This is a genomic window from Nocardioides sp. Soil_C_8, assembly GCF_057656315.1.
The window spans coordinates 1,788,005-1,812,766 of record NZ_JBDGKQ010000001.1 but is presented as its reverse complement, the minus strand read 5'-3'; the positions used below and the strand labels follow the sequence as shown (position 1 = coordinate 1,812,766).

The window sequence follows — 24,762 nt, the reverse complement described above, 5'->3', positions numbered from 1 at the left end:
AAAGCGCAGAAGTACGACCTATCCACCACAGATTCCTTCAAACCAGGCCGGTCTAGACATCTGTTCACTCGTCAGACCTTCCCTATGTCTGGGCGGTTCATGGCATTAGCATCGAGCGACACCGCTCGGGGGTTGTCACGGCGAGGGCGTGGGGCCCTTGCCTTCGCAAATGTGGGGGTTTGACGTGCAAGAGCTACATGCATTGGTCGTCGAGGACGATCCGGACATCTCGTCAGCGCTGGTGGAGACCCTCGAGGGGGCGGGCTTCCGCGTCACCTCGGCGCCCGACGGACGACAGGCGGTCAGCGCGGCAGCAGCCGACCCGCCCGACCTGGTCACGCTCGACCTGACGCTGCCGCACATGGACGGCATCGAGGTGTGCCGCCGCATCCGTGAGACCAGCGACTGCTACATCGTCATCGTGTCGGCACGCTCCGACGAGGTCGACAAGCTGATCGGTCTCGAGGTCGGGGCGGACGACTTCGTCCTGAAGCCGTTCTCGCCGCGCGAGCTGCGGGCCCGGGTCGCAGCGCTGTTCCGGCGGCCGCGGACCGCGACGGGCGTCGAGGAGCCGGCCAACGGCCGCAGCCCGCAGGTCCCGAGCCCGGCGCAGCCGGTCGACGAGCCGACGACGATCTCCGCGGGGGCGGGTCTCGTCATCAACTCCGCTCGCCGTGAGGTGCAGGTCAACGGCACGATCGTCGACCTGACCCGCATCGAGTACGACGTCCTGGAGTACCTCGCGACGCACCTGTCGCGCGTGTGCACCCGGGAGGAGATGGTGCTGGCGATCTGGAGCAGCGCGCTGACGCACGACCACCACCTCGTCGACGTCCACGTCGCCAACCTGCGCGGCAAGCTGCGCCGCCACTCCGACGCCACCTGGATCCACACCATCCGCGGCATCGGCTACCGGATGGACCGCGAGGGCGACGAGCAGGACCGCCGCGCCGGCGGCGGCCCCTACCTCGTGGCCCGGATCGACTCGGAGGACTGGGCCCGGGGCCTGGACTTCTGAGCCGGGCTCCCCTCTGAGGGGGTGCTGCGCCCCCGTTCGACCACGCTCCCCACCTGCTGCCGCCTAGCATCGACAGCGGGCGGGGGGCGCCGCCCGTGCCCGACCCGGTTTCAGCCGGGTGTCACTGGGTAGGTGAATGGTCAACCGGGGAGCTGACGGATGGTGAACGCACGGACAGCCGTGGTCGTCGAGGACGACCACGACGTCGGCGACGCCATCTCCAAGCTGCTCGACCAGGCCGGCTTCGACGTCACCGTCGCCCGGACCGGCGCCGAGGCCATCTCGCTCGTGCGCACCGGCCGTCCCGACCTGGTGACGCTGGACCTGACCCTGCCCGACATCGACGGGGTCGAGGTCTGCCGGCAGATCCGCACGGTCACCGACTGCTACGTGATCGTCGTGAGCGGACGCGCGGCCGAGGTCGACCGGTTGGTCGGACTCGAGGTCGGCGCCGACGACTACCTGGTCAAGCCCTTCTCGATGCGCGAGCTGCAGGCGCGGGTGGCCGCACTCTTCCGTCGTCCACGCAGCGGCGACCTCGTCACGGAGGCCGCCGGGGCGCAGCCCGCGGCCGCCCCCGGTCCCCAGGCCGACCCGACCAGCTTTGAGGGCTGCAGCGACCTCACCCTCAACCGCGGGGCGCGCGAGGTGCTCGTGTCGGGGCGGGAGATCGACCTGACCCGCACCGAGTTCGACCTGCTGGCCCACCTCGTCCGCCACCCGGGCGTGGTGGTCCCGCGCGACGAGCTCATGCGCGCGGTCTGGGCCAGTGACTTCGTCCCCGACAGCACCCACGTCGTCGACGTCCACCTCGCCAACCTGCGCCGCAAGCTGCGCGGTGCCGCCGACGGCAACCAGTGGATCCGCACGATCCGCGGCGTCGGGTTCCGCTTCGACCCCTGCTGCCCCTGACGCCGCCCCGTCCGGGCCACCGGCCGTAGGGGTGGGATCCCCGCGGGCGCTGAGCGTGGGATCGTCCGACTCGCCCGGTCCGAGGGTTCAACGACGGCAAAGAGCAGTACCTTGAGCCCATGGTCATTCGAGTCGCGCTGGTCAACGACGACGAGGTCGTCGTCCGCGGCCTCGACGCGATGATGCGCAGCTACGGCCACCGCGTCGAGGTGGTCGAGCTCGTCGCGGGCAAGCCCGTCGCCCAGCCGGTCGACGTCGCCCTCTACGACACTTTCGGGATGGGCCAGGGCAACGGTCCCGCCGTACGCCACCTCGTCGAGAGCACGCAGGTCCGCGCGGTCGCGGTCTACACGTGGAACTTCCAGCCCTGGCTGACCCGCGACACGCTCAGCCAGGGAGTGCGCGGCTACCTCTCCAAGAGCCTGCCGGCGGCCCGCCTCGTCGACGCCCTCGGCGCCATCTCGTCCGGGCAGCTCGTCGTCTCGCCGTCGCGAGGTCGCTCGCCGCTCGTCGGCGGCGACTGGCCGGGGCGCGAGGAGGGCCTCACCGCGCGCGAGGCCGAGGTGCTCTCGCTCATCACCATGGGCCTGAGCAACCAGGAGATCGCCGAGCGCACCCTGCTGTCGCTCAACTCGATCAAGTCCTACATCCGCTCGGCCTACCGCAAGATCGACGTCGACTCGCGCTCGCGGGCGGTGCTCTGGGGTGTCGAGCACGGCATGCGCGCCGACCGGGTGCGCATCAACGGGTCGCCCGCTCGCGACTGATGGAGTCACCGGATATCCGGTGAGTCCCCCGCTTGGCACCCGAGGTCTCGGGTGCGGAGCGTGAAGGTCTCCGGATATCCGGGGATCGCTGAAGTCGCCGTACCCTCCTCCGCGTGACACAGCAGCAGGACGCCCCCGTCGCCACCGGCATCGACCCCGAGAGGCTGGCCATCGCCCTCGAGGTCCTGCAGGAGGTCTCGGCGCTGCCACCGGACCACGATGACGTACGCACCATGAAGCGCGCGGCGTCCTCCATGTACAAGCTGATCAAGAAGCAGCGGCGTGCCGAGATCCGCCAGGAGCGGCTCCAGCACGACCTCGACATCATCGCGAGGACGGCGACCGGCTCGCCGATGCGGATCGACGACGAGACCGCCGGCATCCCGCTGGTCTCGACCACGGTCGGCGCCTTCGCCGGCGAGCTCATCACCGCGCGCGGCTGCTACATCTGCAAACAGGACTTCACGCTGGTCGACGCGTTCTACCACTGGCTCTGCCCGTCGTGCGCGGCGATGAGCCACGCCAAGCGCGACCAGCGCACCGACCTCACCGGCAAGCGCGCGCTGCTCACCGGCGGTCGGGCGAAGATCGGGATGTACATCGCGCTGCGGCTGCTCCGCGACGGCGCGCACACCACGATCACGACCCGCTTCCCCAAGGACGCCGTACGTCGCTTCGCTGCGATGGAGGACTCGGCCGACTGGTTGCACCGGCTCAAGGTCGTCGGGATCGACCTGCGCGACCCGACCCAGGTGATCTCCCTGACCGACGACGTCGCGGCGGACGGGCCGCTCGACATCATCATCAACAACGCCTGCCAGACCGTACGACGACTCCCGGGCGCGTACTCCCACCTCATCGACGGCGAGGCCGCACCGCTGCCGACCGCCGAGTCGCTGGGCGTGCGGGCGCTGCCGGAGATGGTCACCTTCGACCGGATCTCCGAGGCGCACCCCGCCGCGATCGCCGGTGCGCTGTCCGCGACCGCGGTCGCCCACCACGACGGCGAGTCCGCCGAGCACGCACTGGCCGCGCACAACGCCGCGTCGCTGACCGCACTCGCCCTCAAGGCTGGAGGCGCCTCGCTGGAGGCGCACCTGGCCGGCACGGCGATCGACGCCGGTGGCCTCATCCCCGACATCCAGGACAACAACTCGTGGACGCAGGTCCTCGACGAGGTCGACCCGCTCGAGCTCCTCGAGGTGCAGTTCTGCAACTCGATCGCGCCGTTCCTGATCAACTCCCGGCTGCGGCCCTCGATGCGGGCCGCCGTGCAGAACGGCGCCCGCCGCGCCTACATCGTCAACGTCTCGGCGATGGAGGGACAGTTCGGCGGCCGGCGCTACAAGGGCGCCGGGCACCCGCACACCAACATGGCCAAGGCCGCGCTCAACATGATGACCCGCACGTCGTCCGGTGAGCTGTTCGAGTCCGACAGGATCCTGATGACCGCCGTCGACACCGGCTGGATCACCGACGAGCGCCCGCACCACGAGAAGCTGCGGATCGCCGCCGAGGGCTGGCACGCCCCCCTCGACCTCGTCGACGGAGCGGCCCGGGTCTACGACCCGATCGTGCTCGGCGAGCAGGGCGAGGACGTCTACGGCTGCTTCCTGAAGGACTACCAGCCCGCACCCTGGTGACCTCCGGCAAAGCCCCGCGCGGACGCGCATCGCTACCTAGACTCCGCCGGTGCGCACCCTGACCCTCGCGGCCGTCGTCGCCGCCACGATGCTGTCCCCTGTCGCCGCGTCAGCTGCCGAGCCGACCGAGGACTGGCGCGCCACGGCGTGCATCGACCAGAGCCGGTGGAACGTGCCGGGCCCGCCGGAGCAGGCAGTGGCGTCGGGTGCGTCCACCTTGGTGGCGAGCGACCGGGTCGCGGTCGACGGCCTGCCCGGTGTGCGGGTCGGCGTCGACCGGCTCGACTTCTCGGGCGTCACCTGCGAGGTCCTCTACGTCGACGGCGTCCTGCCGCGCGACGCCGTGCTCGAGGTCTCGAAGAGCTCCTGGTGCGCAAAGTTCGACCGTGCGCTCGACGGCAAGGAGGAGGGTAGAGGGGGGATGTGCTCGTACGACAACGGGTCGTCGCTCTACTCCGACAGCGCGACAGCTGCCCCGGAGGACACGATGGTGCTCACCGTGATGGCCTTCCGGGCTCACTACTCGGAGGTCATCAAGGCCGGGCGAAACACACCTCCCGGCTGGGTCGGGAAGACCCTGACCAGCGACCACACCGGCTCGACGTGGACGGTCGCGATCACCGGCACCACCGCCGTGCGACGCGAGTTCGACCGCTCGCGCGCGACCGACCGCGCCGCGCGGGCTGCGTACGCCAGACACGTCGCGCGAGCCCAGCGCACCTTCGCCGAGCGGGTCGCGACGATCGAGAAGAGCCGCCGCTCGGTCGGGTGGAAGGCGTGGAAGACGCAGGAGGCCCGTGACGCGCGGAGGGCCGAGCTGGCGCTGGCGCGCAAGAAGCAGCGCCTTGCCCTCGACGGCGTCCGCCTCGTCGTCCGGGACTTCCGGAGCAACGACAGCGGCACGCTCCCGCCGGCTGCCTGAGCGTCGCCTCCGACGAGTGGTTGACTCGGCGCCATGAGCCGACTCGAGACCGCCGAGGACTTCCACGCCCGCGTCGCCGCGGCGACCGACGACGAGGGCCGGCTGGCCGTCGCGATCGAGGCGATGCCGGGGTGGGACATCTTCCCGTTCGAGCTCGAGGGCCTGCGGATCAAGCCGCTCGAGCCGCTGCAGGACGCCGAGCCGCCCCGCGAGGGCGAGGACCCGGCCGACTGCTTCTGCCAGCAGCCGTTGCCTCCCGAACGAGCCGCCCAGGTTGCCTGGCGCAACGAACGCTGGCTGCTCGTCGCCCTCGACATGAAGCTGCCGGTCTCGTTCATCCTCCGCCCGGTCGAGCACGTCGACATCGCGGACCTGCCTGACGACATGGCCGCCGAGATGGGGCTGCTGATCGTGCGGATCACCGCGGCTGTCGAGGAGCTGCCGAGCGTCGGCCGCTGCCACGTCGGGCGGTACGGCGACGGCGGCGCGCACGCCCACCCGTTCTTCTTCGGCCGTCCGGCACGCATGCCCCAGCTCCGCGGCTCGTGCCTGCTCGACTGGGAGGAGAACCTCCCGCCGGTGCCCGAGGCCGTACGCCACGCCAACGCCGGCCACGTCGGCCGCCGGCTCGTCGAGCGACTCGGCGGGGAGGGCCCGGCCTGGGAGGCCTGAGCCTGCTCAGGGGCCACTTCCCGGACAGGTGCGGCGGGTCAGGACCCGGTGACGGCCTGACTCAGGTTGTCGAGGGTCTCCTCGAGCTGGGCCTCGGTCACCAGCGGGAAGCCGACCTTCTGCAGCAGCTCCTCGTCGGTGACGTTGCTCCAGTCGTAGGTGTGGCGCACGAGCGTCGAGTCGGATCCCTCCGACTCCAGCTCCCACACCCACTGCCACCCGGGAGGCTCCTGGCCGGCCGGCGCGGTCTGCCACGCCAGCAACTGGTTCTGCGAGAACCCGGTGACGTGGTTCTCGGTCTGGTAGTCGCCGCCCATGTGGTCCCCGGTCATGTTCATGGTGAACACGTCGCCGGTGCCCTGGATCCGGTCGGTCTTCTCGTCGCTGACGACGAAGCCGGACCCGTCGAGCTGCACGTGGCGCTCGGGGTTGCTGAGCACGTCGAACACGTCGGCGCTCGACGCCTGGATGGTGCGCTGCACGGTGATCTTGTTGTCGCTCATGCCGTCGACACTGCCCCGGCATCCACGCCCGGAACACCCCAGAAGGGGTGGGCGCACCGTGCCCGCCACGTCACCCCTCCGGGTGCGAGATCGAGAATCTTCCGATCGGGTCCCATCCGTCCCACCAGTCGCCCCGAAGCACCTGTGATGCTTCTCCGACGACGCTCCGGCCTCCCCGCCGGGGACGGCTCCGTCCCGATGCCTGCGGGCTCGCGTCGTCGCCTCGCCGTCTGGTTGGTCTCCGGCCTGGGAGTCGTGGCCGCCTTCCTGCTCCTCGGGACCGGTTCGGCCAGCGCCGAGACAGATCCGGGCGAGCCGCCCACGGAAGGCCTGCTCGCGACCGTGGGTGAGGCGGGCGCCGGAGTGACCGGCGCCGTGTCCGAGCAGACCGCTCCGGTGACCGATGCGGTGCGCACCGAGGTCGTCGAGCCCGTCGTCCAGCCCGTCGTCCAGCCCGTCCAGCAGGCGGTCGAGCCGTTGGTCGAGCCCGTGGTCGAGCCGGTCCGCAAGACCGTGGAGCCCGTCGTCGAGCCAGTGACGCAGCCCGTCCGGGACGCGACCGAGCCGGTCGTGAAGCCGGTCCGCGAGGCCGTGGAGCCGGTCGTCGACCCGGTGCGGCACGACGCGGTCGAGCCAGCCACCGACCCGGTCGTCCAGCCCTCCGCGCAGCAGCCGGCAGCACCCACCCAGCCCGCGGCGGAAGCCGTCGAGCAGGCCGCCTCGGCGAACCCGGAGCCCGTCACCAGCACGGACCGGCCTGCGGACGAGGCGGGCACGGGCCGAAAGGATGCCGCCTCCGCGCCGGAGCTCGTGACGGGCGAAAAGACCACTGTCAGCGCCGACTCCACCCCGGACACCTTCGCCGACACGTCGGCCACCGACGCTGCGGGCGAGGGCGAGGCCGACCGCGCGGACCCGCCCGGCGACGACCGGCAGCCGACCCCGGCCCCGCCGCAGGGCGAGACGGTCCTGACGACCTCGTGGTCGTCCTCGTCGCAGTCGGGTGGCCAGGGCGACAACCCCGTCGGCGGCGCAGCCGCCGTCCTCCCCGACTCGCGTGCCGACCTCTGGCACGCCACGTGGTCGATGCGTGTGATCCCCCGCGACCACGCCCTGCCCCGCTCGGCGACGTACCGTCCCGGCTTCTCCCCCGACTGACCCTCCTTCGCCTGGTCATCCGCGTCCGCGCACCCACCTCGGGAGCAGCGCAGGCGCAGCCGTCCGGCCTCCTGCCGACGCGCACACCACTGACACGAAGGAACCCACATGAACACCTGGATCAAGCGATCCCTGGCAGTCACGGCCGTGGCAGGCGGGCTGATGCTCGCCGGCGCCACCGCCGCCAACGCCGACGACACCGAGTCGAGCTCCACCAGCGACTCGAACATCTCCGCCCCGATCGAGGTCGGTGGCCTGGACCTGGGGCTGGACCAGTCCCAGTCGTCGACCGACAGCTCCACCACGACGCAGACCGACGAGGACGGTACGACCACCACGTCGGAGGCCGGCTCGACCGACACCGACCGGTCCCTCGGCCTGCAGACCAACCCGACGACCGTCGACCCGGGTGCTGCGCTGGGCAACACCCAGCAGTCGGCGTCGGACGACATCCGCGACGTCGAGTCGTCCGAGCAGTCCTCGCAGGCGACCGGCAGCGCCCAGGCGCCGATCACGGTCGGCGGGGTCACCGTCACCGGCCAGCAGGACCAGGCCACGCACGAGGCGCAGTCGGCGACGACGACCGACGACGACGGCACCCGGTCGTCCTCCTCGGAGTCGCACGAGACCCACTCCACCGGCGGCGCGATCGGAACCGGTGACGTGGCCATCGACCCGCAGGGTGCGTTCGGCCAGTCGAGCTCCTCGGAGTCCGACGAGGCCGGGAACACGTCCTCGGACGAGTCGCAGTCGACCGGCTCGGTGAGCGGCGCGGTGCCCTTCAGCATCGACGGTGCCACCGTCGGCGTCCACGACGACCAGGCCTCGCAGGGCTCCTCGTCCTCCAGCGTGACCGACGAGGACGGCACCCGGTCGTCCGAGGAGTCGCACGCCGACGCCACCTCCACCGAAGGCGGCCTCGTCCTCGGCGAGATCGCCGGCAACCCGTCCGGAGCGCTCGCCCAGTCGAACAGCTCGTCCTCCGACCAGGTCGGTGACGGCATCGACAGCAGCGACAGCTCCAGCAGCAGCGCCGGTTCGCTGAGCGGCCCGTTCTCCTTCGAGGGTGCCGGTGGCTTCCTCGGCCAGGAGACCTCGAGCGAGGACGCCACCTCCTCGACGGTGACCGACGAGGACGGCACCCGGTCGTCCTCCTCGACCGAGTCGTCGTACGCCGACCGCCAGCTCGGCGGCGTGACGGGCGCCTTCACCGGCGACCCGTCGCTGGCGTTCGCCCAGGAGGGCAGCGACGAGTCCGAACGGGTCGGCGACGACACGGACCGTGACTCGACCAGCCGCCAGCAGGCGGCGTACGCGATCCCGTTCGACTACGACGGCTTCGCGGCGTTCTTCTCCCAGGTGACCGACGACCGGTCCAAGGACACCACCACCGTGACCGACGAGGACGGCACCCGTACATCGCAGGACGCGCAGCACACGCACGACGAGATCGCCCAGACCTTCGGGTTCGACGGTCTCTCCGGCCACCCCGCCGGTGACCTCGACTCCGAGGACATCACCGAGCAGGACTGACCGCAGCACAGGTTCGGCGGCGCGCCCCAGCCAGGGGCGCGCCGCCGGCGCGCCGCCGACCAGGACCGCAACGAGCTACCCGGTCCGCGCCCGGGCGGCGTCCCAGAGCCGACGGCACTCGCGGACGTCCTGGCCGTAGACCGCGACGAGCTCGGGCGGGAGCCCGTCGGGGTGCGCGGCGAGGAGGTCCTCGAGGGCGGCGTACGACTCGAGGAACGCCGCGGTGTCGGGGTCGGAGACGTCGGTCGAGCCGGCCGAGGTGAGCGGAGCGAGGGGGTCGGTCACGGCGCGGGTCCACTCCTCGCGGATGGCCTCGTGCCGCTCGCGGGAGACGGCGAGGAGGCCGACGAGGGACGGGTCGCGGGTGACACCGTCCCGGTCGGTGTCGCCGTACGACGCCTCCAGCCGGCCGACGTCGCGGCGGGCCCGCTCGCGCAGCACCCACAGCCCGGCGAAGCCCACGGCATCGACGGCGAGGAGCAGCGGCACGGCGACCGCGGTGGCGTCGAGCTCCCAGAACAGCGGGAGGAGGAAGACCACCTGCAGGACGAGCAGCACGATCGCGACGCCCGTGATCGGGTAGTCGGCCCGGACCCGCAGCCGGTCGGCGCGCACCGTGCCCGCGTGGACGCGCGGCCGCTCAGCGGGCGCCGCGCGCCACGGGACGAGGTCGGTCACGCGTCAGGACGCGGCGCCGGCGATGTTGAACAGCCAGCTGATGCCGTAGCGGTCGACGAGCATGCCGAACTCGTCGCCCCACGGAGCCGCCTCGAGCGGCTGGCGCACCTCGCCGCCCTCGCCCAGCGCGGCGAACCATCCGCGCAGCTGATCGGCCTCGTCGTGCGGCCCCGAGATGCTCACCGACACGTTGTCGCCGAAGGTCACCTGCACCATCTCCGGCGGCGCGTCCGCGCCCATCAGCGTGAAGCCGGACGGCGTCTCGAGCTGCCCGTGCATGACCTGGGTTGCGGTCGGACCCTCGGTGCCCATGTCGCCGAAGGTCATGACGTTGAGCTCGCCGCCGAGCACCGACTGGTAGAGCTCCAGCGCCTCGCGGGCCTTCCCGTCGGCGAAGTTGAGGTAGGGATTGAGGGTGGCCATCACGCGCTCCTTCGGATCTGGGGTGACTCCAACGTAGTGACGTGGCGCGGGCCGGGGAAGGCGCCCGGACGCACGGCGCCCCGGACGAACGTGTCGTCCGGGGCGCCGGCGCGGGGGTGCGCCGGGGTTTCAGCGGCTGGAGTACGGCGTGTAGTAGTCCGTGTGACGACCGCGGGAGTCGTCGTTCCAGTCGTCCTTGTCGTAGTCCGGGGCGGACTTGATCTGGTCCTTGGAGAGGTTGACCATCACGGTCTTCCCGTCGTGGTCGATGCCGGTGACGGCGCCGGCGGGGATGAGCCGCTTCTTGCCGAAGATCCAGAAGCCCGTGTCCACCACGAGCCACTGGCCACTGGCCTCGTTGCTGGCCTCGTCGATCTTGCCGATCGACCCGTCGCTCGCCTCGACGTCGTAGCCGACGAGGTCGCTGTCCTGGCTCCACGTGGTGTCGCGGTAGCTCCACACGGTGTCACTCATGGTTCCCTCCCAAGGGATCGGTGGTTGTGCCGAACCATCGACGCAACCACCAGTCCTGGGAGGCGGACACCCCCGTGGGGCGGTGTCACAGTCGTTCACCGCCTTATGGGTACGTCCGCAGGGGTACGACGCCGAGGGCGCAGCCCTCGACCGGCGGGTCAGTCCAGCCAGGCCAGCACGGCGAGCACCCGACGGTTGTCGTCGGGTGCAAGCGGAAGGTCGAGCTTGGTGAAGATCCCGCTGGCGTGCTTGTCGACGGACTTCTCGGTGATCACCAGCCGCGCCGCGATGGCGGCGTTGGACCGGCCCTCGGCCATCAGCGCGAGCACCTCCCGCTCGCGCGGTGACAGGCGGTCGACCGCTCGCGCCCGCGGTCGGGCCATGAGCGCGGCGACCACCTCGGGGTCCAGGACGGTGCCCCCACCGGCGACGCGTCGTACGGCGTCGACGAAGTCGCGGATGTCGCCGACCCGGTCCTTCAGGAGATAGCCCACCCCGCCCTCGCCGCTGGCCAGCAGCTCGCGTGCGTACAGGTGCTCGACCCACTGGGAGAGCACCAGGACGGGGAAGCCCGGTCGCGCGGCGCGCACGGCGATGGCAGCGCGCAGGCCCTCGTCGGTCAGCGTCGGAGGCAGGCGTACGTCGAGGACGGCGGCGTCGACCTGCGGGTCGGCCAGCGCGACCTCGAGCTCGGGCGCGTTGGCGACGGAGTGCCGGATGGTGAGGTCGTGCGCCTCGAGGATCCGGGTCAGTCCGTCCCGGAGGAGGGCGTTGTCCTCGGCGAGGACGAGCTGCACGGCACCTCCAGCGTCACGAGCGTCGGGCCACCCGACGGGCTCGAGACTCTCACGGTGCCGTCGAGCGCCGCCAGCCGCCGCGCGACCCCGCGCAGGCCCGTCCCGGCAGCCGGGTCGGCGCCGCCCCGGCCGTCGTCGCCGACGACCACGGTCAGCAGGCCGTCGACGTGACGGAGCTCCACCCAGGCGTGCTCGGCGGCGGCGTGCTTGCCGACGTTGGCGAGGCACTCCACGACCGCGAAGTAGACCGCCGACTCCACCGGTGCCGGCAGGCGGGCCGGGAGGTCCGTGGTGACCGGGACGGGCACCGCGAGGTCCAGGGCGACCGCCTCCACGGCGCCGCCGAGCCCACGGTCGGCCAGCACCGGCGGGTGGATGCCGCGGACGACATCGCGGATGTCGCCGAGCGCGGCACCCGTGGTGGCCGCCGCCTCCGCGAGCAGCGTCCGCGCGGCCGTCGGGTCCGTCTCCACCAGCTCCTGGGCGAGGCCGAGGTTCATCCGCAGGGCCACCAACCGGGCCTGGGCACCGTCGTGGAGGTCTCGCTCGATGCGCCGCAGCTCGGCGGCCGAGTCCTCGACCCGCTCGGCCCGGGTCTCGGTCAGCACCGCGACCCGCTCCTCGAGCAGCTGGTGGCTGCCCCGGCTCAGCAGGCGCGCGTCGAGCCGGCTGCGCAGCGTCATCAGCTGCGGCGTCGCGAACCACCACAGCACGAGCGTCACGACGAGCACCGCCAGCAGCACCACGGTGAGCGAGATCGCCAGTCCGACGGTCGTCGAGACGAGGCCCCAGGCGAGCTCCCGCCACGACATCGGGTCGGCGGCCCAGGTCCGCAGGCGACGCAGCACGGGCTGCCCATCCACCGACCGGCGCTCGGCCGGGACGGGGTGGCCGAGGGCCTCGGCGGCCATCGTGCGATGGCGATCGGCGATCCAGCGCAGCATCGGCAGCCCCACGAGCACGATCGGGATCCCCACGACCAGGAGGGCCGTCGCCCCGCCGACCACCGTGAGCACGAGGGCCAGCAGCGTGGGGACGGCGAGCAGCACCTGGAGCAGTGCATTGCGCGTCAGCCGCGCGGGTCCCGCCGTGCTTGCCATGTCCCCATCCTCACCGATCCGCGGGCCCCGCACGGTGGGGTTGACCCCACTCCGGCTCGGGAGGTGCCCCCGCTGCGCCGTACGCCGAGCGACGCGAGGTTGGAGGACGACCCACCACCCACCGAACGGAGCACGGCCATGGCCGCCGACCTGATCACCCGGATCCCGCAGCGGGCTGCGCGCTGGAGCGCCGAGCACCCCTGGCGCGCGATCCTCACCTGGCTGGTCCTCGTGGTGGCCGCCACGAGCCTCGCCGTCCTCGTCCCCACCCATGAGGCGGAGGAGGCCGACTACCGCATCGGGCAGTCCGGGCGCGCCGACGCGATGGCCGAGCAGGCGGGCCTGTCGGCGCCACCGGGCGAGGTGGTGCTCCTCAAGGCAGACGGAGCCGACCGGGCCGAGCTGCCGCAGGCCGCGAAGGAGGTCGCCAGCGGGATGGCGGACGCCGCCGGGGTGGCCGAGGTCGACGCCCCGGTGTGGAACGAGGCCCGGACCGCGATGCTCGTCGCGGTGTCGCTCGAGGAGGGCGCCGAGGACCCCGCACCTCTCGAGGCCGTCACCGCCACCGTCGGCGCGGACCACCCTGACCTCACCGTCCGGCAGGCGGGCGACCTCACCACGGACCGGGACATCAACGACCAGGTCGCCGAGGACCTGTCCTCCGCGGAGGGGATCAGCCTGCCGGTGACCCTCCTGCTCATGCTGCTCGCCTTCGGTGCCCTCATCGCGGCCGGCATCCCGGTCCTCCTGGCGATCGGCAGCGTGGCGGCGACGATGGGCATCGCGGCGGCGGCCTCCCACGTCGTACCGGCCGAGCCCACCGTGAGCTCGATGATCGTGCTGATCGGGATGGCCGTCGGGGTCGACTACTCGCTGTTCTACCTCAAGCGCGAGCGCGAGGAACGCGCCCGCGGCCGCACCACGCTCGACGCCGTCGAGATCGCCGCCCGGACCTCGGGGCACTCGATCGTGGTCTCCGGCCTGGCGGTCGCGGCATCGATGGCGGGCCTCTTCCTGGTCGGCTCCGTCACCTTCAACTCGCTCGCCCTCGGCGCGATCGTCGTGGTCGCGGTGGCGGTCGTCGGGTCGATCACGGTGCTGCCCGCGCTGCTGGTGGCGCTCGGCCGCTGGGTCGACCGACCGCGGGTGCCCCTGCTCTGGCGGCTCAACCGGCGCATCGGCGCCGGCGGGATCAGCAGCCGCATCCTCGCCCCGGTCGTACGCCACCCGGCGGCCGCGCTGGCCGCGTCGGTCGCGGTCGTCGGTGTCCTCGCCGTGCCCGCGCTGGGCATGACCATGCACGCCTCGAGCCTCGAGACGCTTCCCCGCGGGATCCCCGCCGCCGACACGCTCCGCGCCGTGGCCGACGAGTTCCCCAGCGAGGGCACGACCGTCACCGTCGTCGCCCACGGCGACGACGCCCGCAGCGCGCTCGCCACCCTGGAGTCGGCTGCTGGACGCGCCGACTTCGAGCAGGTGCCCGGCGGCCTCGTCGACGCCGAGGACGGCGCCACGTCCGCGCTGACGATGTCGCTGCCCTGGCAGGAGTCCGACGACCGCAGCGCCGCCGCGATCAACGAGTTGCGCGACGACCTCGCCCCGGCGGCGTTCGCCGGCTCGGGCACGGAGTGGGCGGTGGGCGGGGACGCGGCGTCCAACCTCGACTTCGACGACCACCTGCGGGCATGGATGCCGGGGGTGATCGGTTTCGTGCTCCTGCTGACCCTGGTGATGATGGGGACGGCGTTCCGCAGCGTGCCGGTCGCGTTGCTGTCGACCTTCCTCAACCTGGTCTCGGTCGGCGTCGCCTTCGGCGTCCTCACGCTGGTGTTCCAGCACGGCTGGCTCGAGGGGCTGCTCGACTTCACCAGCCCGGGGTTCGTCATCGACTGGATCCCGCTCTTCGTGCTGGTGGTGCTGGTCGGGCTGTCCATGGACTACCACGTGTTCGTGATGAGCCGCATCCGCGAGCTCGTCGGGCGCGGTCTGCCGACCCGCCTCGCCGTCGAGCAGGGCATCCGCGACAGCGCGTCCGTGGTGACCAGCGCGGCTGCGGTGATGGTGTCGGTCTTCGCCATCTTCGCGACGCTGAGCATGCTCGAGATGAAGATGATGGGCGTCGCCCTGGCGACCGCGATCCTCGTCGACGCCACCCTCATCCGGCTGGTGATGCTGCCGGCCGCGCTCGTGCTGCTGGGCGAGCGGGTGTGGTGGCCGCGACGCCCGGCAGCGCCCCGCGGCGACGTCGTCGACGCGGCCGCCGCCGAGCCGGAGCTCGCAGCGGTGCGTTGAGCGCTGGCGGGCGGGGTGCGCCGGCGGGGCTCAGGCCTCGCCGGCGTGCCCCTTGAGCAGGTCACCGAACGGCGTCACGTCGGCCTCGACCTGCGTGCCGGACGTACGCCGCGGACGGGCTGCGAGGTCAGGGGCGAACCCGCCGACCCCGTAGCCGCCCTGGCTCAGCACCAGCGTGGCGAGCTCCGCCGCCGCGCGGGTGATCCGGTCGGACAGTCCGTGGCTGCCGAAGTCCTCCGTCGCCGCGAAGATCCCGGTGGGTACGACGACCGCACGCAGGTAGGCGAACAGCGGCCGCAGCGCGTGGTCGAGGACCAGCGAGTGGCGAGCACTGCCCGCGGCCGCGGCGATCAGCACCGGCGTACCGGCGAGCGAGTCCTTGTCGAGGGCGTCGAAGAACATCTTGAACAGCCCGCTGTAGCTGCCGTTGAAGACCGGCGTCACGACGATGAGACCGTCGGCGGCGGCGACCTGCTCGCGCAGCTCCGTCAGCCGGGGCGTGGGGATGCCGCCGGTGACCATGAAGGTCGCCAGCTCGCCGGCGACCTCGCGGAGCTCGATGAACTCGATGTCCACGGCCTCACCGCGCGCGGTGACCTGCGCGGTGGTGGCCTCGGCGAGCTGGTCGGCCAGCAGCCGGGTGGACGACGGGACGGTCAGTCCCGCCGTCACCGCGACGATGCGACTGCTCATGCGCGTACTCGCTTCGCTCCGTGCGCGCATGAGGCACAAGGGGCGCTGTGTTGGATGACTCGCTCGCTCCGCTCGCTCATGCGGTCACCTGCGAGTCATTCTCGGCCTGCTTCGCGAGCTCCTCGGCGCGGGCCCGGGCGGGCTCGACGAGGTGGTGCGGGGCGTCGGGTCCGGCCGCGACCAGGGAGGCATGGGTGGGCGGATCGCTGGGCACGTGGGCCGGGCGACGGCGCTCGAACTCGGTGCGCAGCACCGGCACGACCTCGGTGCCGAGCATCTCGATCTGCTCGAGCACCAGCGAGGTGGGCAGGCCGGCGTGGTCCATGAGGAACAGCTGGCGCTGGTAGTCGCCCACGTAGTCGGCGAAGCCGAGGGTGCGCTCGATGACCTGCTCGGGGGTGCCGACGGTCAGCGGCGTCATCTCCGAGAAGTCCTCCAGCGACGGGCCGTGGCCGTAGACCGGGGCGTTGTCGAAGTAGGGCCGGAAGACGCGCTTGGCCTCGGCCTCGGTGGAGGCCATGAAGGCCTGCCCGCCCAGGCCGACGTAGGCCTGGTCGGCGGCACCGTGGCCGTAGTGCTCGAAGCGCCGGCGGTAGAGCTTCACCATCTGCTCGGTGTGCTCCTTGTTCCAGAAGATGTGGTTGTGGAAGAAGCCGTCACCGTAGTAGGCCGCCTGCTCGGCGATCTCGGTGCTGCGGATCGACCCGTGCCACACGAACGGCGGGGTGCCGTCGAGCGGGGCGGGCGTGGAGGTGTAGCCCTGAAGCGGAGTGCGGAACTGGCCCTGCCAGTTGACGACCGGCTCGCGCCACAGCTTGCGCAGCAGGTGGTAGTTCTCGACCGCGAGCTTGATGCCGTCGCGGATGTCCTTGCCGAACCAGGGGTAGACGGGTCCGGTGTTGCCGCGACCCATCATCAGGTCGACGCGGCCGCCGGAGAGGTGCTGCAGGAACGCGTAGTCCTCGGCGATCTTCACCGGGTCGTTGGTGGTGATCAGAGTCGTGCTCGTCGAGAGCAGCAGCTTCTCGGTCTGGGCCGCGATGAAGCCGAGGTGGGTGGTCGGGGACGACACCACGAACGGCGGGTTGTGGTGCTCGCCGGTCGCGAAGACGTCGAGGCCGACCTCCTCGGCCTTGAGGGCGTACTGCGTCATCGCCGAGATGCGCTCGGCCTCGGACGGGGTCCGTCCGTCGGTCGGGTCCGTCGTGACGTCACCGACGCTGAAGATGCCGAACTGCATGGTGTCCTCCTGCCTAGGTCCAACCCAGTGGTTGAAGTTTGTACCACCTTCAACGGGACTGCCCTGCCCAGTATTCCGTGCGATCGGGCATGGAATCGCCGGGGCACCTGCGGCGTTGGAACGGCGTCCGGGCGCACGCTCGGACCAAGGCCCCCGGCGACCTGTCCTCCGGACACCCGGGGAGATGCTCTGCGAGAGGAGCGACGATGACCGACTTCACCCCCTTCGAGGACCTGCTGCGCGGACACGCGGGCCTGCTCGAGGACACCACCCACGATCGCTGGCTGCGCGCCCAGGCCCTCTTCGAGGAGCGCGCCTACCGCGAGGCCGCGGTCATGCTGACCGAGTTGCTCGACGATCCCGGCGACGTCGGGCACGAGCTGACCGACGTACGCCTGCTGCTGGCGCGCTCGCTCTTCCACTCGGCCCAGCTCGACGGCACCATCCGGGTCGCCACCGAGCTGCTGGAGCACGACCCCAACGAGCCCTACGCCCACCTGCTGCTCGGCCGCGCCCTGCAGCGCAAGGGCCGCAGGGACGAGGCGCAGCCGCACCTGCGGCTCGCCGAGCTCCTCGGGGGCTACCGCAGCTGATCGTCAGCCCTGGTCCACGGCGGGGGTTGGGCGGACCAATGACCGCTCGACCCCCGCCATGACGTGCGTCTAGCGACCACGGGGGTGTCCTGGTCCGAACCTAAGGTGAACACTCACCCGGAGGCCGCTCACCGGCGCGACAGGGGCGTCCGGAGCGGCACATGCTGGACGCGTGACCAGCTACGGCGACCACACCGGACCGCTCGCCATCGCCCACCGGGGCGGCATGGCCCTGGCTCCCGAGAACACCCTGGCCGCCTTCGGGCGGGCGACCTCACTGGGCCTGACCCACCTCGAGACCGACGTCCGCACGACCCGCGACGGCCACGTCGTGTGCTTCCACGACCCGACGCTGCGCCGGGTCACCGGCCATCCCGGTCGCGTGTCGGACCTCGACCTGGCCGACCTGCGCCGGCTGCGCGTCGCTGGCACCGACCGGATCCCGACGCTGACCGAGGCGATGGCGTCCTTCCCGCAGGCGAGGTTCGCGATCGACCTCAAGGACGAGGGGTCGATCGGCGCGATGGCGCGGCTGCTGCGGGCCAACCCGGGCTGGGCGGAGCGGGTCCTCGTCGCCGGCGCCTGGTGCCGCTGGCTGGACCGGCTCCGCGCCGAGGCGCCGGGGGTGACGACGGCGCTCGGCTGGCGCTCGCTCACCACCCTCATCGCCTGCTCGCGCGGCGGCGTACGCCCTCCCGGGCTGCGGACCGACGTGCTCGCGGGCGGGGCATTCGCACACGTGCCTATCCGGCTCGGCCGGCTGCCGGTGCACTCCGAGCGGGTGATCCGGCGCGCCCACGAGCTCGGCATCCGAGTGGTGGTGTGGACCGTCGACGACCCCGCCACGATGCACGCGCTGCTCGACATGGGCGTCGACGGGATCATCACCGACCGCCCCGACGTGCTCCGCGAGGTGCTGATCGGCCGCGGCGAGTGGGCCCGCCCGTCCGTCGTACGACCGGCGACGCCTGCACCGGCACCGGCGAGCGCCGGCTGACCCGCGGCCTCAGACGCGCTCGAGGGCCTCCGCCGCCAGGCCGTGCGAGACGGCCCAGAGCACCGCCTGGCTGCGGCTCTGCACGCCGGTCTTGCGGTAGGCGCTGCGGATGTAGGACTTCACGGAGTTGAGCGAGATCTGCATCTGCCGGGCGATCTCGTCGTTGCTCTTGCCGGTCGCGATGTGGGCGAGGGTCTCGCGCTCGCGGGCGGTGAGGAAGTCGATCTGGGTCGTCGAGCGCAGGTCCTTGGTCGGCAGCACCGGCAGCAGCGGAGCGACGACGGTCTCGCCGAGGTGGATCGAGCGCAGGGCGCGGCCGAGCTGCTGGGCGTTGAGGCTCTTGGCCAGGTAGCCGCTGACACCGTCGCCGAGGGCCTCGTGGGCGAGCCCGGGCTGGTGGTTCCACGTGTAGACCGCGACCCGGCGGATGTGCGGGTCGGTGACCGCGCGCTGCAGCGTGGTGTCGCCGCGCGCCGTCCCGAACGTCTCGACCAGCGCGATGTCCACGGGCAGCCGAGCGCGGTCCTTGATCGTCCCGAGCTCGAAGCCGCCGAGCGTCTTCAGCATGCTGTCGAGGCCTCGCCTCACGAGCTCGTCGCCGCCGAGCAGCGCCACACGGATGTCCATGGTGGGGTCCTAGAGATCGTCTCGGAGGGACGGAACATCCATCCCTCGACGACCCCCCGACCGTCACTGGGGACAGTAGCCCGGGGCGGTCGCATACATCCCCTCCGCGGGCGTCAGCACGACGATTTACACCCCCTGGGGTGGGCCTCACCTTGAATCAGATACCCCCTAGGGGTATCTTCGGCGTTATGAGCGAGCAGCACGGCCACCTCGAGGGCAACGACGAGACCGTCCAGGCCCACCTCAAGCGCCTGCGCCGGATCGAGGGGCAGGTCCGCGGGATCCAGCGCATGGTCGAGGAGGAGAAGTACTGCATCGACATCCTGACCCAGGTCTCCGCAGCGACGAAGGCGCTCCAGGCGCTCGCGCTCAACCTGCTCGACGACCACATGGCGCACTGCCTCGTCGACGCCGCCCGCCAGGGCGGGGCCGAGCAGGAGCAGAAGCTCAAGGAGGCCTCCGAGGCCATCGCCCGCCTCGTGAAGTCCTGACCTCCACCCGCGACATCCCAGACCCACAGGAGCACCCCATGAGCGAGACCACCACCTACACCGTCACCGGCATGACCTGCGGCCACTGCGCCGCGTCGGTCACCGAGGAGATCTCCGAGATCACCGGAGTCGAGGGCGTCGACGTCGTCGTCGAGACCGGAGCCGTCACCGTCACCAGCGCCACCCCCCTCGACGAGTCGGCCGTCCGCGCCGCCGTCGAGGAGGCCGGCTACGCGCTGGTCTGAACATCCACGCCACCAGTCCCAGGAGTACGTCCATGAGCACGCCGCTGCGCGTCGTCGCCTTCGTGTCGGCCCTGGCCGCCGCGTTCGCGCTGGCATGGGCAGGCGGCCGCCTCGTCGGCCCGCTCGACACCGAGCCCGTCGCCGCCCACGAGGGCATGAGCGAGGACCACGGCTCCGACGCCGGGTCGCACGGCGACCACTCCTCCGGCGTCGCCGAGGCGACCGGCCTCACCGCGCGTGCCGACGGCTTCACGCTCGCGCTCGCGGACCGTACGCCGGAGGCCGGGCGCACCCGCCTCGACTTCCAGGTGCTCACCTCCAGCGGGCGTCCCCTGCTCGACTACGAGCGCGAGCACGAGAAGGACCTGCACCTGATCGTCGTACGCCGTGACCTGACGGGGTTCCAGCACGTGCACCCGCGGCTCGACCGCAGCACCGGCACCTGGTCGGTCGACGTCCGGCTGACGCCCGGCGTGTGGCGCGTCGTGGCCGACCTCGTGCCCGAGGGCTGGGAGGGCATCACGCTGGCCGACGACGTGTCGGTCGCCGGCGACTTCACGCCCGCCGCGCTGCCCGGCGACGACCGCACCGCCGAGGTCGTCACCGACGCCGGCACCTACACCGTCACCCTCGAGGGCGACACGGCCCCGGGCGCCTCGACCGTCCTCACGACGCGCGTCGAGCTCGACGGTGAGCCCGTCACCGACCTCGAGCCCTACCTCGGCGCCTACGGCCACCTCGTCGCCATGCGTGCGGGCGACCTGGGCTACCTGCACGTCCACCCGGAGGACGGCCCCGCCGGCCCGGGCATCGACTTCGCGACGGCCTTCCCCGAGCCGGCGACGTACCGCCTCTTCCTGGACTTCCAGCACCGCGGTGAGGTGCACACCGCGGCCTTCACCGTCGAGTCCGCCGGCGCGCCGGCGGGTGACGGTCACGACTCCGGACACGACGAGGGAGGCGACCATGGCCACTGAGTCGAGCACCGCACCCCAGCCACTGAGCGACGTCGAGCTGGCGATCACCGGCATGACCTGCGCGTCGTGCGCCAACCGCATCGAGCGCAAGCTCAACAAGCTCGACGGCGTCACGGCGACCGTCAACTACGCGACCGAGAAGGCCAAGGTGTCCTTCCCCGTCAGCGTCTCCACCGACGACCTGCTGAAGACCGTCGAGGCCGCGGGCTACGCCGCCGCGCTGCCGACGCCGCCCGACCAGGTCGCCCCGGCCGAGCCGGAGCGCGACCCGCTGCTGCAGCGCCTGGTCATCAGCGCCGTGCTGAGCGTCCCGGTCGTCGCGATGGCGATGGTCCCGGCCTGGCAGTTCACCTACTGGCAGTGGGCGTCGCTGACGCTCGCCGCCCCCGTCGTCGTGTGGGGCGCGTGGCCCTTCCACCGCGCCGCGTGGACCAACCTGCGCCACGGCGCGACGACGATGGACACCCTCGTCTCGGTCGGCGTGCTGGCCGCCTTCGGCTGGTCGCTGTGGGCGCTCTTCCTCGGCACCGCCGGCGAGCCGGGCATGACCCACCCGTTCCGGATCTCGATCGACCGCACCGACGGCGCGGGCAACATCTACCTCGAGGCCGCCGCCGGTGTGACGACGTTCCTCCTCGCCGGCCGCTGGCTCGAGCACCGGTCCAAGCGGCGCGCGGGCGCTGCGCTGCGGGCGCTGCTGGAGCTCGGCGTGCGCGACGTGGCGGTGCTGCGCGACGACGCTTCCGGTGGGCGCAGCGAGACCCGGATCCCCGTCGACCAGCTGGTCGTGGGCGACCTGTTCGTCGTACGCCCCGGGGAGAAGGTCGCGACCGACGGCGAGGTCGTCGAGGGCAGCTCGGCGGTCGACGCGTCGATGCTGACCGGCGAGTCCGTGCCGGTGGAGGTGACGCCCGGCGACGCCGTCGTGGGCGCAACGGTCAACGCCGGCGGGCGGCTCATAGTCCGCGCCACCCGCGTCGGCGCGGACACCCAGCTCGCGCAGATGGCGCGGCTGGTGGAGGACGCGCAGAACGGCAAGGCCGACGTGCAGCGTCTCGCCGACCGCGTGTCCGGCGTCTTCGTGCCGATCGTGATCGGGCTGTCCGTCGCGACGCTGGGCTTCTGGCTCGGCGCCGGGGAGGGGGCCACGGCCGCCTTCACCGCGGCCGTCGCCGTCCTGATCATCGCCTGCCCGTGCGCCCTCGGCCTGGCCACGCCGACCGCGCTGATGGTCGGCACCGGCCGCGGCGCCCAGCTCGGCATCCTGATCAAGGGCCCCGAGGTACTCGAGTCGACCCGGCGCGTGGACACGATCGTGCTCGACAAGACCGGCACCGTGACCACCGGCGAGATGACCGTCCACGACGTGGTGGTCGCCGAGGGCGAGTCCGTCGACGACGTACGACGTCTCGCCGCCGCGCTCGAGTCGGCGTCCGAGCACCCGATCGGCCGGGCCATCGCCGCCGCCGGCTTGTCCGCCGGCCTGTCTGAGGACGCCGTGGACGTGATGGGGGCCGGGATCCGTCCACCACGTCCTCAGCTACCGGCGGTCGAGGAGTTCGCCAGCCGCGAGGGGCTCGGTGTCCAGGGCGTCGTCGAGGGCCACGCGGTCGTCGTCGGCCGCCCGAGCCTGCTGGCCGACTGGGCGCAGCACCTGCCGCCGTCGCTGGTCGCCGCCGTCGAGCACGCGCAGGGCGAGGGCCGGACCGCGGTCGCCGTCGGCTGGGACGGCCGGGCGCGGGGCGTCATCGTCGTCGGCGACACCGTGAAGCCGACCTCGGCGCAGGCCGTCGCCGGGCTGCGCGACCTCGGGCTCACGCCGATCCTGCTGACCGGTGACAACGGGGCCGCCGCCCGCCACGTCGCCGACCAGGTGGGCATCGAGACGGTCGTCGCCGACGTGCTGCCGGCCGACAAGGTCGCCGAGGTGCAGCGGCTCCAGGCCGCCGGCAAGGTCGTGGCGATGGTCGGCGACGGCGTGAACGACGCCGCCGCCCTCGCCCAGGCCGACCTCGGGCTCTCGATGGGCACCGGCACCGACGTGGCCATCGAGGCCGGCGACCTGACGCTCGTGCGCGGCGACCTGCTCGTCGCCGTCGACGCGATCCGGCTCTCCCGCCGCACGCTCGGCACGATCAAGGGCAACCTGTTCTGGGCCTTCGCCTACAACGTCGCCGCCCTTCCCCTCGCCGCCGCCGGCCTGCTCAACCCGATGCTCGCCGGTGCCGCGATGGCGTTCTCCAGCGTCTTCGTCGTGACCAACAGCCTGCGGCTGCGGGGGTTCCGCTCGGCCATCGGCTGACCCCGCCCACTCGCTGGTCGAGGAAGGCGCCGCCCACTCGCTGGTCGAGGAAGACGCCCTGGCGCCTGTCACGAGACCCGGGTCTCGTGACGGGACTTCGTCCCTCCTCGACCAGCGGCCGGGCCGTGAACACAAGGTGCACAACGGTGACCCGGGGCCGAGGGATGGGGAGTGTGACCGACGACACACTTCCCGACCTAGGAGCACCCATGCACCGGCGCACCCCCCTGGCCACCCTCGCCTGTCTGTCGCTGTTGACGCTCGCCGCGTGCGGCGGCGAGGCCGACCCGGCCGACTACCCGGACGACGACATCACCCTGGTGGTGCCGTTCGCCGCCGGCGGCCCGACCGACACCGTGACCCGCCTGATCGCCGAGCCGATGGCGGAGGAGCTCGGCGCCGAGATCATCGTGCAGAACGTCGAGGGCGCGGGCGGCACGGTCGCGGCGGGCCAGGTCGCCGACGCCGACCCCGACGGCTACGAGGTGCTCATCCACCACATCGGCATGTCGACGGCCCCGGGCCTCTACCCCGACCTGGCCTACGACCCGCTGGAGGACTTCAAGACCGTCGGCCTCGTCACCGACGTGCCGATGACGATCGTCGCGCGCAAGGACTTCGAGCCCGAGACGCTCGACGAGCTCGCGACCTACGTCGAGGAGAACGCCGACACGGTCACCCTCGCCAACGCCGGCGTCGGCGCTGCCTCGCAGCTGTGCGGCCTCCTCATCGAGCAGCAGCTCGGCGTCGACCTCACCGAGGTGCCGTACGACGGCACGGGTCCCGCGCTGACCGACCTCGTCGGCGGCCAGGTCGACTTCATGTGCGACCAGACCACCAACACGGCCGCGCAGATCCAGTCCGGCGACATCAAGGCGTACGCCGTCACCACGCCGGAGCCGATCGAGGCGCTGCCGGACCTCCCGACGACCGCCGACGAGGGCTGGACCGACGTCGAGGTCGGCGTCTGGCACGGGCTCTACGTCCCGTCCGAGACGCCCGACGAGATCGTCGAGAAGCTGACCGCCGCCCTCGAGGTGGCCCTGCAGGACCAGGGGGTCATCGACAAGATGGCCGACCTCGGCACCACGCCGTCCCCGGCCGAGGACGTCACGCCGGACGCCCACACGGCCAAGCTGCAGGAGCAGATCGACCTCTGGACGCCGATCATCGAGGAGTCCGGAGTCACCGGCGGATGAGCACCGACCACACCCTCGCGAACGGCGCCGGCCCCCGCCCGGCGCCGTTCCGGCCGGACCTCTACGCCGGTGCCGCCTTCGTCGTCTTCGGCCTCGCGTTCGCCGTCGGCGGCTCGCGGTACGACGTCGGCTCGGCGCTGCGGATGGGCTCGGGGTACGTCCCGCTGGTGCTCGGCGGCCTGCTGGTCGTGCTCGGGCTGCTCGTGGTCGCGATGGCGTTCCGCGGCGGCGACCCGGCGATCCGCGACGTCGAGCGGGAGCCGATCCCGTGGCGGCGCGGCGGCATGCTCGTCGGGGCGATCGTGTTCTTCGGGCTCTTCGTCGACGGCCTCGGCCTCGGCCCGACGCTCTTCGTGACGACGTTCATCGCCGCCCTGGCCGGTCACGGCACCAGCGTGCGCAAGGCCGCGCTGACGGCCGCGGGCATCACGGCGCTGTGCCTGGTGGTCTTCGTGGCGCTGCTGCAGCTGCGGCTGCCGCTGCTCGGCGACTGGCTGGGGGGCTGA

Annotated in this window: 26 protein-coding genes; 17 read left to right on the top strand and 9 right to left on the bottom strand. The window is 72.2% G+C overall.

All coding sequences use genetic code 11. The features are described from left to right. Positions 1-184: 184 nt before the first annotated feature. From AC3A3L_RS08900 to AC3A3L_RS08875, 6 genes are all read left to right on the top strand, one after another. Positions 185-1,018, top strand: a complete 834-nt coding sequence (locus AC3A3L_RS08900) for a response regulator transcription factor (protein ID WP_487639635.1) — start codon at positions 185-187, stop codon at positions 1,016-1,018. 159 nt (positions 1,019-1,177) lie between these two features. Beyond that, entirely contained in the window at positions 1,178-1,930 is a 753-nt protein-coding gene (locus AC3A3L_RS08895) for a response regulator transcription factor (RefSeq protein WP_487639634.1), read from the top strand. 119 nt (positions 1,931-2,049) lie between these two features. Beyond that, positions 2,050-2,697, top strand: a complete 648-nt coding sequence (locus AC3A3L_RS08890; protein ID WP_487639633.1) for a response regulator transcription factor — start codon at positions 2,050-2,052, stop codon at positions 2,695-2,697. A 113-nt stretch (positions 2,698-2,810) separates the two neighbouring features. Next, entirely contained in the window at positions 2,811-4,340 is a 1,530-nt protein-coding gene (locus tag AC3A3L_RS08885) for an SDR family NAD(P)-dependent oxidoreductase (protein WP_487639632.1), read from the top strand. 49 nt (positions 4,341-4,389) lie between these two features. Then, complete coding sequence (locus AC3A3L_RS08880) at positions 4,390-5,262, top strand: hypothetical protein (protein ID WP_487639631.1); 873 nt, start codon at positions 4,390-4,392, stop codon at positions 5,260-5,262. A gap of 33 nt (positions 5,263-5,295) precedes the next feature. Then, on the top strand, positions 5,296-5,934 hold the full coding sequence (locus AC3A3L_RS08875) for a hypothetical protein (RefSeq protein WP_487639630.1): 639 nt from the start codon (positions 5,296-5,298) through the stop codon (positions 5,932-5,934). Positions 5,935-5,972: 38 nt separating this feature from the next. Here AC3A3L_RS08875 and AC3A3L_RS08870 read toward each other — a convergent pair whose 3' ends face one another. Next, the gene (locus AC3A3L_RS08870) at positions 5,973-6,437 is read right to left on the bottom strand and encodes an SRPBCC family protein (RefSeq protein ID WP_487639629.1); all 465 of its coding nucleotides are present in this window, start codon (positions 6,435-6,437) and stop codon (positions 5,973-5,975) included. Positions 6,438-6,584: 147 nt separating this feature from the next. Between AC3A3L_RS08870 and AC3A3L_RS08865 the strand changes: the two genes are divergently transcribed. Both AC3A3L_RS08865 and AC3A3L_RS08860 read left to right on the top strand, forming a co-directional pair. Then, a complete protein-coding gene (locus AC3A3L_RS08865) occupies positions 6,585-7,595 on the top strand; it encodes a hypothetical protein (RefSeq protein ID WP_487639628.1) in 1,011 nt (336 codons plus the stop codon). 108 nt (positions 7,596-7,703) lie between these two features. After that, positions 7,704-9,128, top strand: a complete 1,425-nt coding sequence (locus tag AC3A3L_RS08860) for a hypothetical protein (protein WP_487639627.1) — start codon at positions 7,704-7,706, stop codon at positions 9,126-9,128. 75 nt (positions 9,129-9,203) lie between these two features. Here the strand turns inward: AC3A3L_RS08860 and AC3A3L_RS08855 are convergent, their stop codons facing one another. The 5 genes from AC3A3L_RS08855 to AC3A3L_RS08835 form a co-directional block, all read right to left on the bottom strand. Further along, positions 9,204-9,806, bottom strand: a complete 603-nt coding sequence (locus AC3A3L_RS08855) for a hypothetical protein (protein WP_487639626.1) — start codon at positions 9,804-9,806, stop codon at positions 9,204-9,206. Positions 9,807-9,809: 3 nt separating this feature from the next. Next, positions 9,810-10,229 carry a VOC family protein gene (locus AC3A3L_RS08850; protein WP_487639625.1) on the bottom strand — a complete coding sequence of 140 codons (420 nt, stop codon included), beginning with the start codon at positions 10,227-10,229 and terminating at the stop codon, positions 9,810-9,812. Between the two features lie 129 nt (positions 10,230-10,358). Continuing rightward, positions 10,359-10,703: a PRC-barrel domain-containing protein gene (locus AC3A3L_RS08845; protein ID WP_487639624.1), complete on the bottom strand. Its 345-nt coding sequence runs from the start codon at positions 10,701-10,703 to the stop codon at positions 10,359-10,361. 158 nt (positions 10,704-10,861) lie between these two features. After that, on the bottom strand, positions 10,862-11,500 hold the full coding sequence (locus tag AC3A3L_RS08840) for a response regulator transcription factor (protein WP_487639623.1): 639 nt from the start codon (positions 11,498-11,500) through the stop codon (positions 10,862-10,864). Then, positions 11,452-12,600 (bottom strand): sensor histidine kinase, encoded by a 1,149-nt coding sequence (locus AC3A3L_RS08835; protein WP_487639622.1) that lies wholly within the window; start codon positions 12,598-12,600, stop codon positions 11,452-11,454. The genes AC3A3L_RS08840 and AC3A3L_RS08835 overlap by 49 nt, the downstream gene beginning before the upstream one ends. A gap of 138 nt (positions 12,601-12,738) precedes the next feature. Between AC3A3L_RS08835 and AC3A3L_RS08830 the strand changes: the two genes are divergently transcribed. Continuing rightward, positions 12,739-14,892 (top strand): MMPL family transporter, encoded by a 2,154-nt coding sequence (locus tag AC3A3L_RS08830; RefSeq protein WP_487639621.1) that lies wholly within the window; start codon positions 12,739-12,741, stop codon positions 14,890-14,892. A 30-nt stretch (positions 14,893-14,922) separates the two neighbouring features. Here the strand turns inward: AC3A3L_RS08830 and AC3A3L_RS08825 are convergent, their stop codons facing one another. Next, on the bottom strand, positions 14,923-15,585 hold the full coding sequence (locus tag AC3A3L_RS08825) for an FMN reductase (protein ID WP_487639620.1): 663 nt from the start codon (positions 15,583-15,585) through the stop codon (positions 14,923-14,925). Between the two features lie 76 nt (positions 15,586-15,661). After that, positions 15,662-16,825, bottom strand: coding sequence for an LLM class flavin-dependent oxidoreductase (locus AC3A3L_RS08820; protein ID WP_487639619.1), 1,164 nt, complete (start codon positions 16,823-16,825; stop codon positions 15,662-15,664). 206 nt (positions 16,826-17,031) lie between these two features. Between AC3A3L_RS08820 and AC3A3L_RS08815 the strand changes: the two genes are divergently transcribed. Then, entirely contained in the window at positions 17,032-17,418 is a 387-nt protein-coding gene (locus AC3A3L_RS08815; protein WP_487639618.1) for a tetratricopeptide repeat protein, read from the top strand. A gap of 172 nt (positions 17,419-17,590) precedes the next feature. Beyond that, the gene (locus tag AC3A3L_RS08810; protein ID WP_487639617.1) at positions 17,591-18,415 is read left to right on the top strand and encodes a glycerophosphodiester phosphodiesterase family protein; all 825 of its coding nucleotides are present in this window, start codon (positions 17,591-17,593) and stop codon (positions 18,413-18,415) included. A 9-nt stretch (positions 18,416-18,424) separates the two neighbouring features. Here AC3A3L_RS08810 and AC3A3L_RS08805 read toward each other — a convergent pair whose 3' ends face one another. Further along, positions 18,425-19,042, bottom strand: a complete 618-nt coding sequence (locus AC3A3L_RS08805; RefSeq protein ID WP_487639616.1) for a response regulator transcription factor — start codon at positions 19,040-19,042, stop codon at positions 18,425-18,427. Positions 19,043-19,230: 188 nt separating this feature from the next. Between AC3A3L_RS08805 and AC3A3L_RS08800 the strand changes: the two genes are divergently transcribed. The 6 genes from AC3A3L_RS08800 (at position 19,231) to AC3A3L_RS08775 (ending at position 24,762) form a co-directional block, all read left to right on the top strand. Further along, a complete protein-coding gene (locus tag AC3A3L_RS08800; RefSeq protein WP_268113225.1) occupies positions 19,231-19,533 on the top strand; it encodes a metal-sensitive transcriptional regulator in 303 nt (100 codons plus the stop codon). Positions 19,534-19,571: 38 nt separating this feature from the next. Next, complete coding sequence (locus AC3A3L_RS08795) at positions 19,572-19,778, top strand: cation transporter (RefSeq protein ID WP_487639615.1); 207 nt, start codon at positions 19,572-19,574, stop codon at positions 19,776-19,778. 32 nt (positions 19,779-19,810) lie between these two features. Then, positions 19,811-20,755: a hypothetical protein gene (locus AC3A3L_RS08790; protein ID WP_487639614.1), complete on the top strand. Its 945-nt coding sequence runs from the start codon at positions 19,811-19,813 to the stop codon at positions 20,753-20,755. Next, the gene (locus tag AC3A3L_RS08785; RefSeq protein ID WP_487639613.1) at positions 20,745-23,057 is read left to right on the top strand and encodes a heavy metal translocating P-type ATPase; all 2,313 of its coding nucleotides are present in this window, start codon (positions 20,745-20,747) and stop codon (positions 23,055-23,057) included. The genes AC3A3L_RS08790 and AC3A3L_RS08785 overlap by 11 nt, the downstream gene beginning before the upstream one ends. A gap of 209 nt (positions 23,058-23,266) precedes the next feature. Continuing rightward, complete coding sequence (locus AC3A3L_RS08780) at positions 23,267-24,256, top strand: tripartite tricarboxylate transporter substrate-binding protein (protein ID WP_487639612.1); 990 nt, start codon at positions 23,267-23,269, stop codon at positions 24,254-24,256. Beyond that, the gene (locus tag AC3A3L_RS08775) at positions 24,253-24,762 is read left to right on the top strand and encodes a tripartite tricarboxylate transporter TctB family protein (protein ID WP_487639611.1); all 510 of its coding nucleotides are present in this window, start codon (positions 24,253-24,255) and stop codon (positions 24,760-24,762) included. Before AC3A3L_RS08780 ends, AC3A3L_RS08775 begins: the two co-directional genes overlap by 4 nt.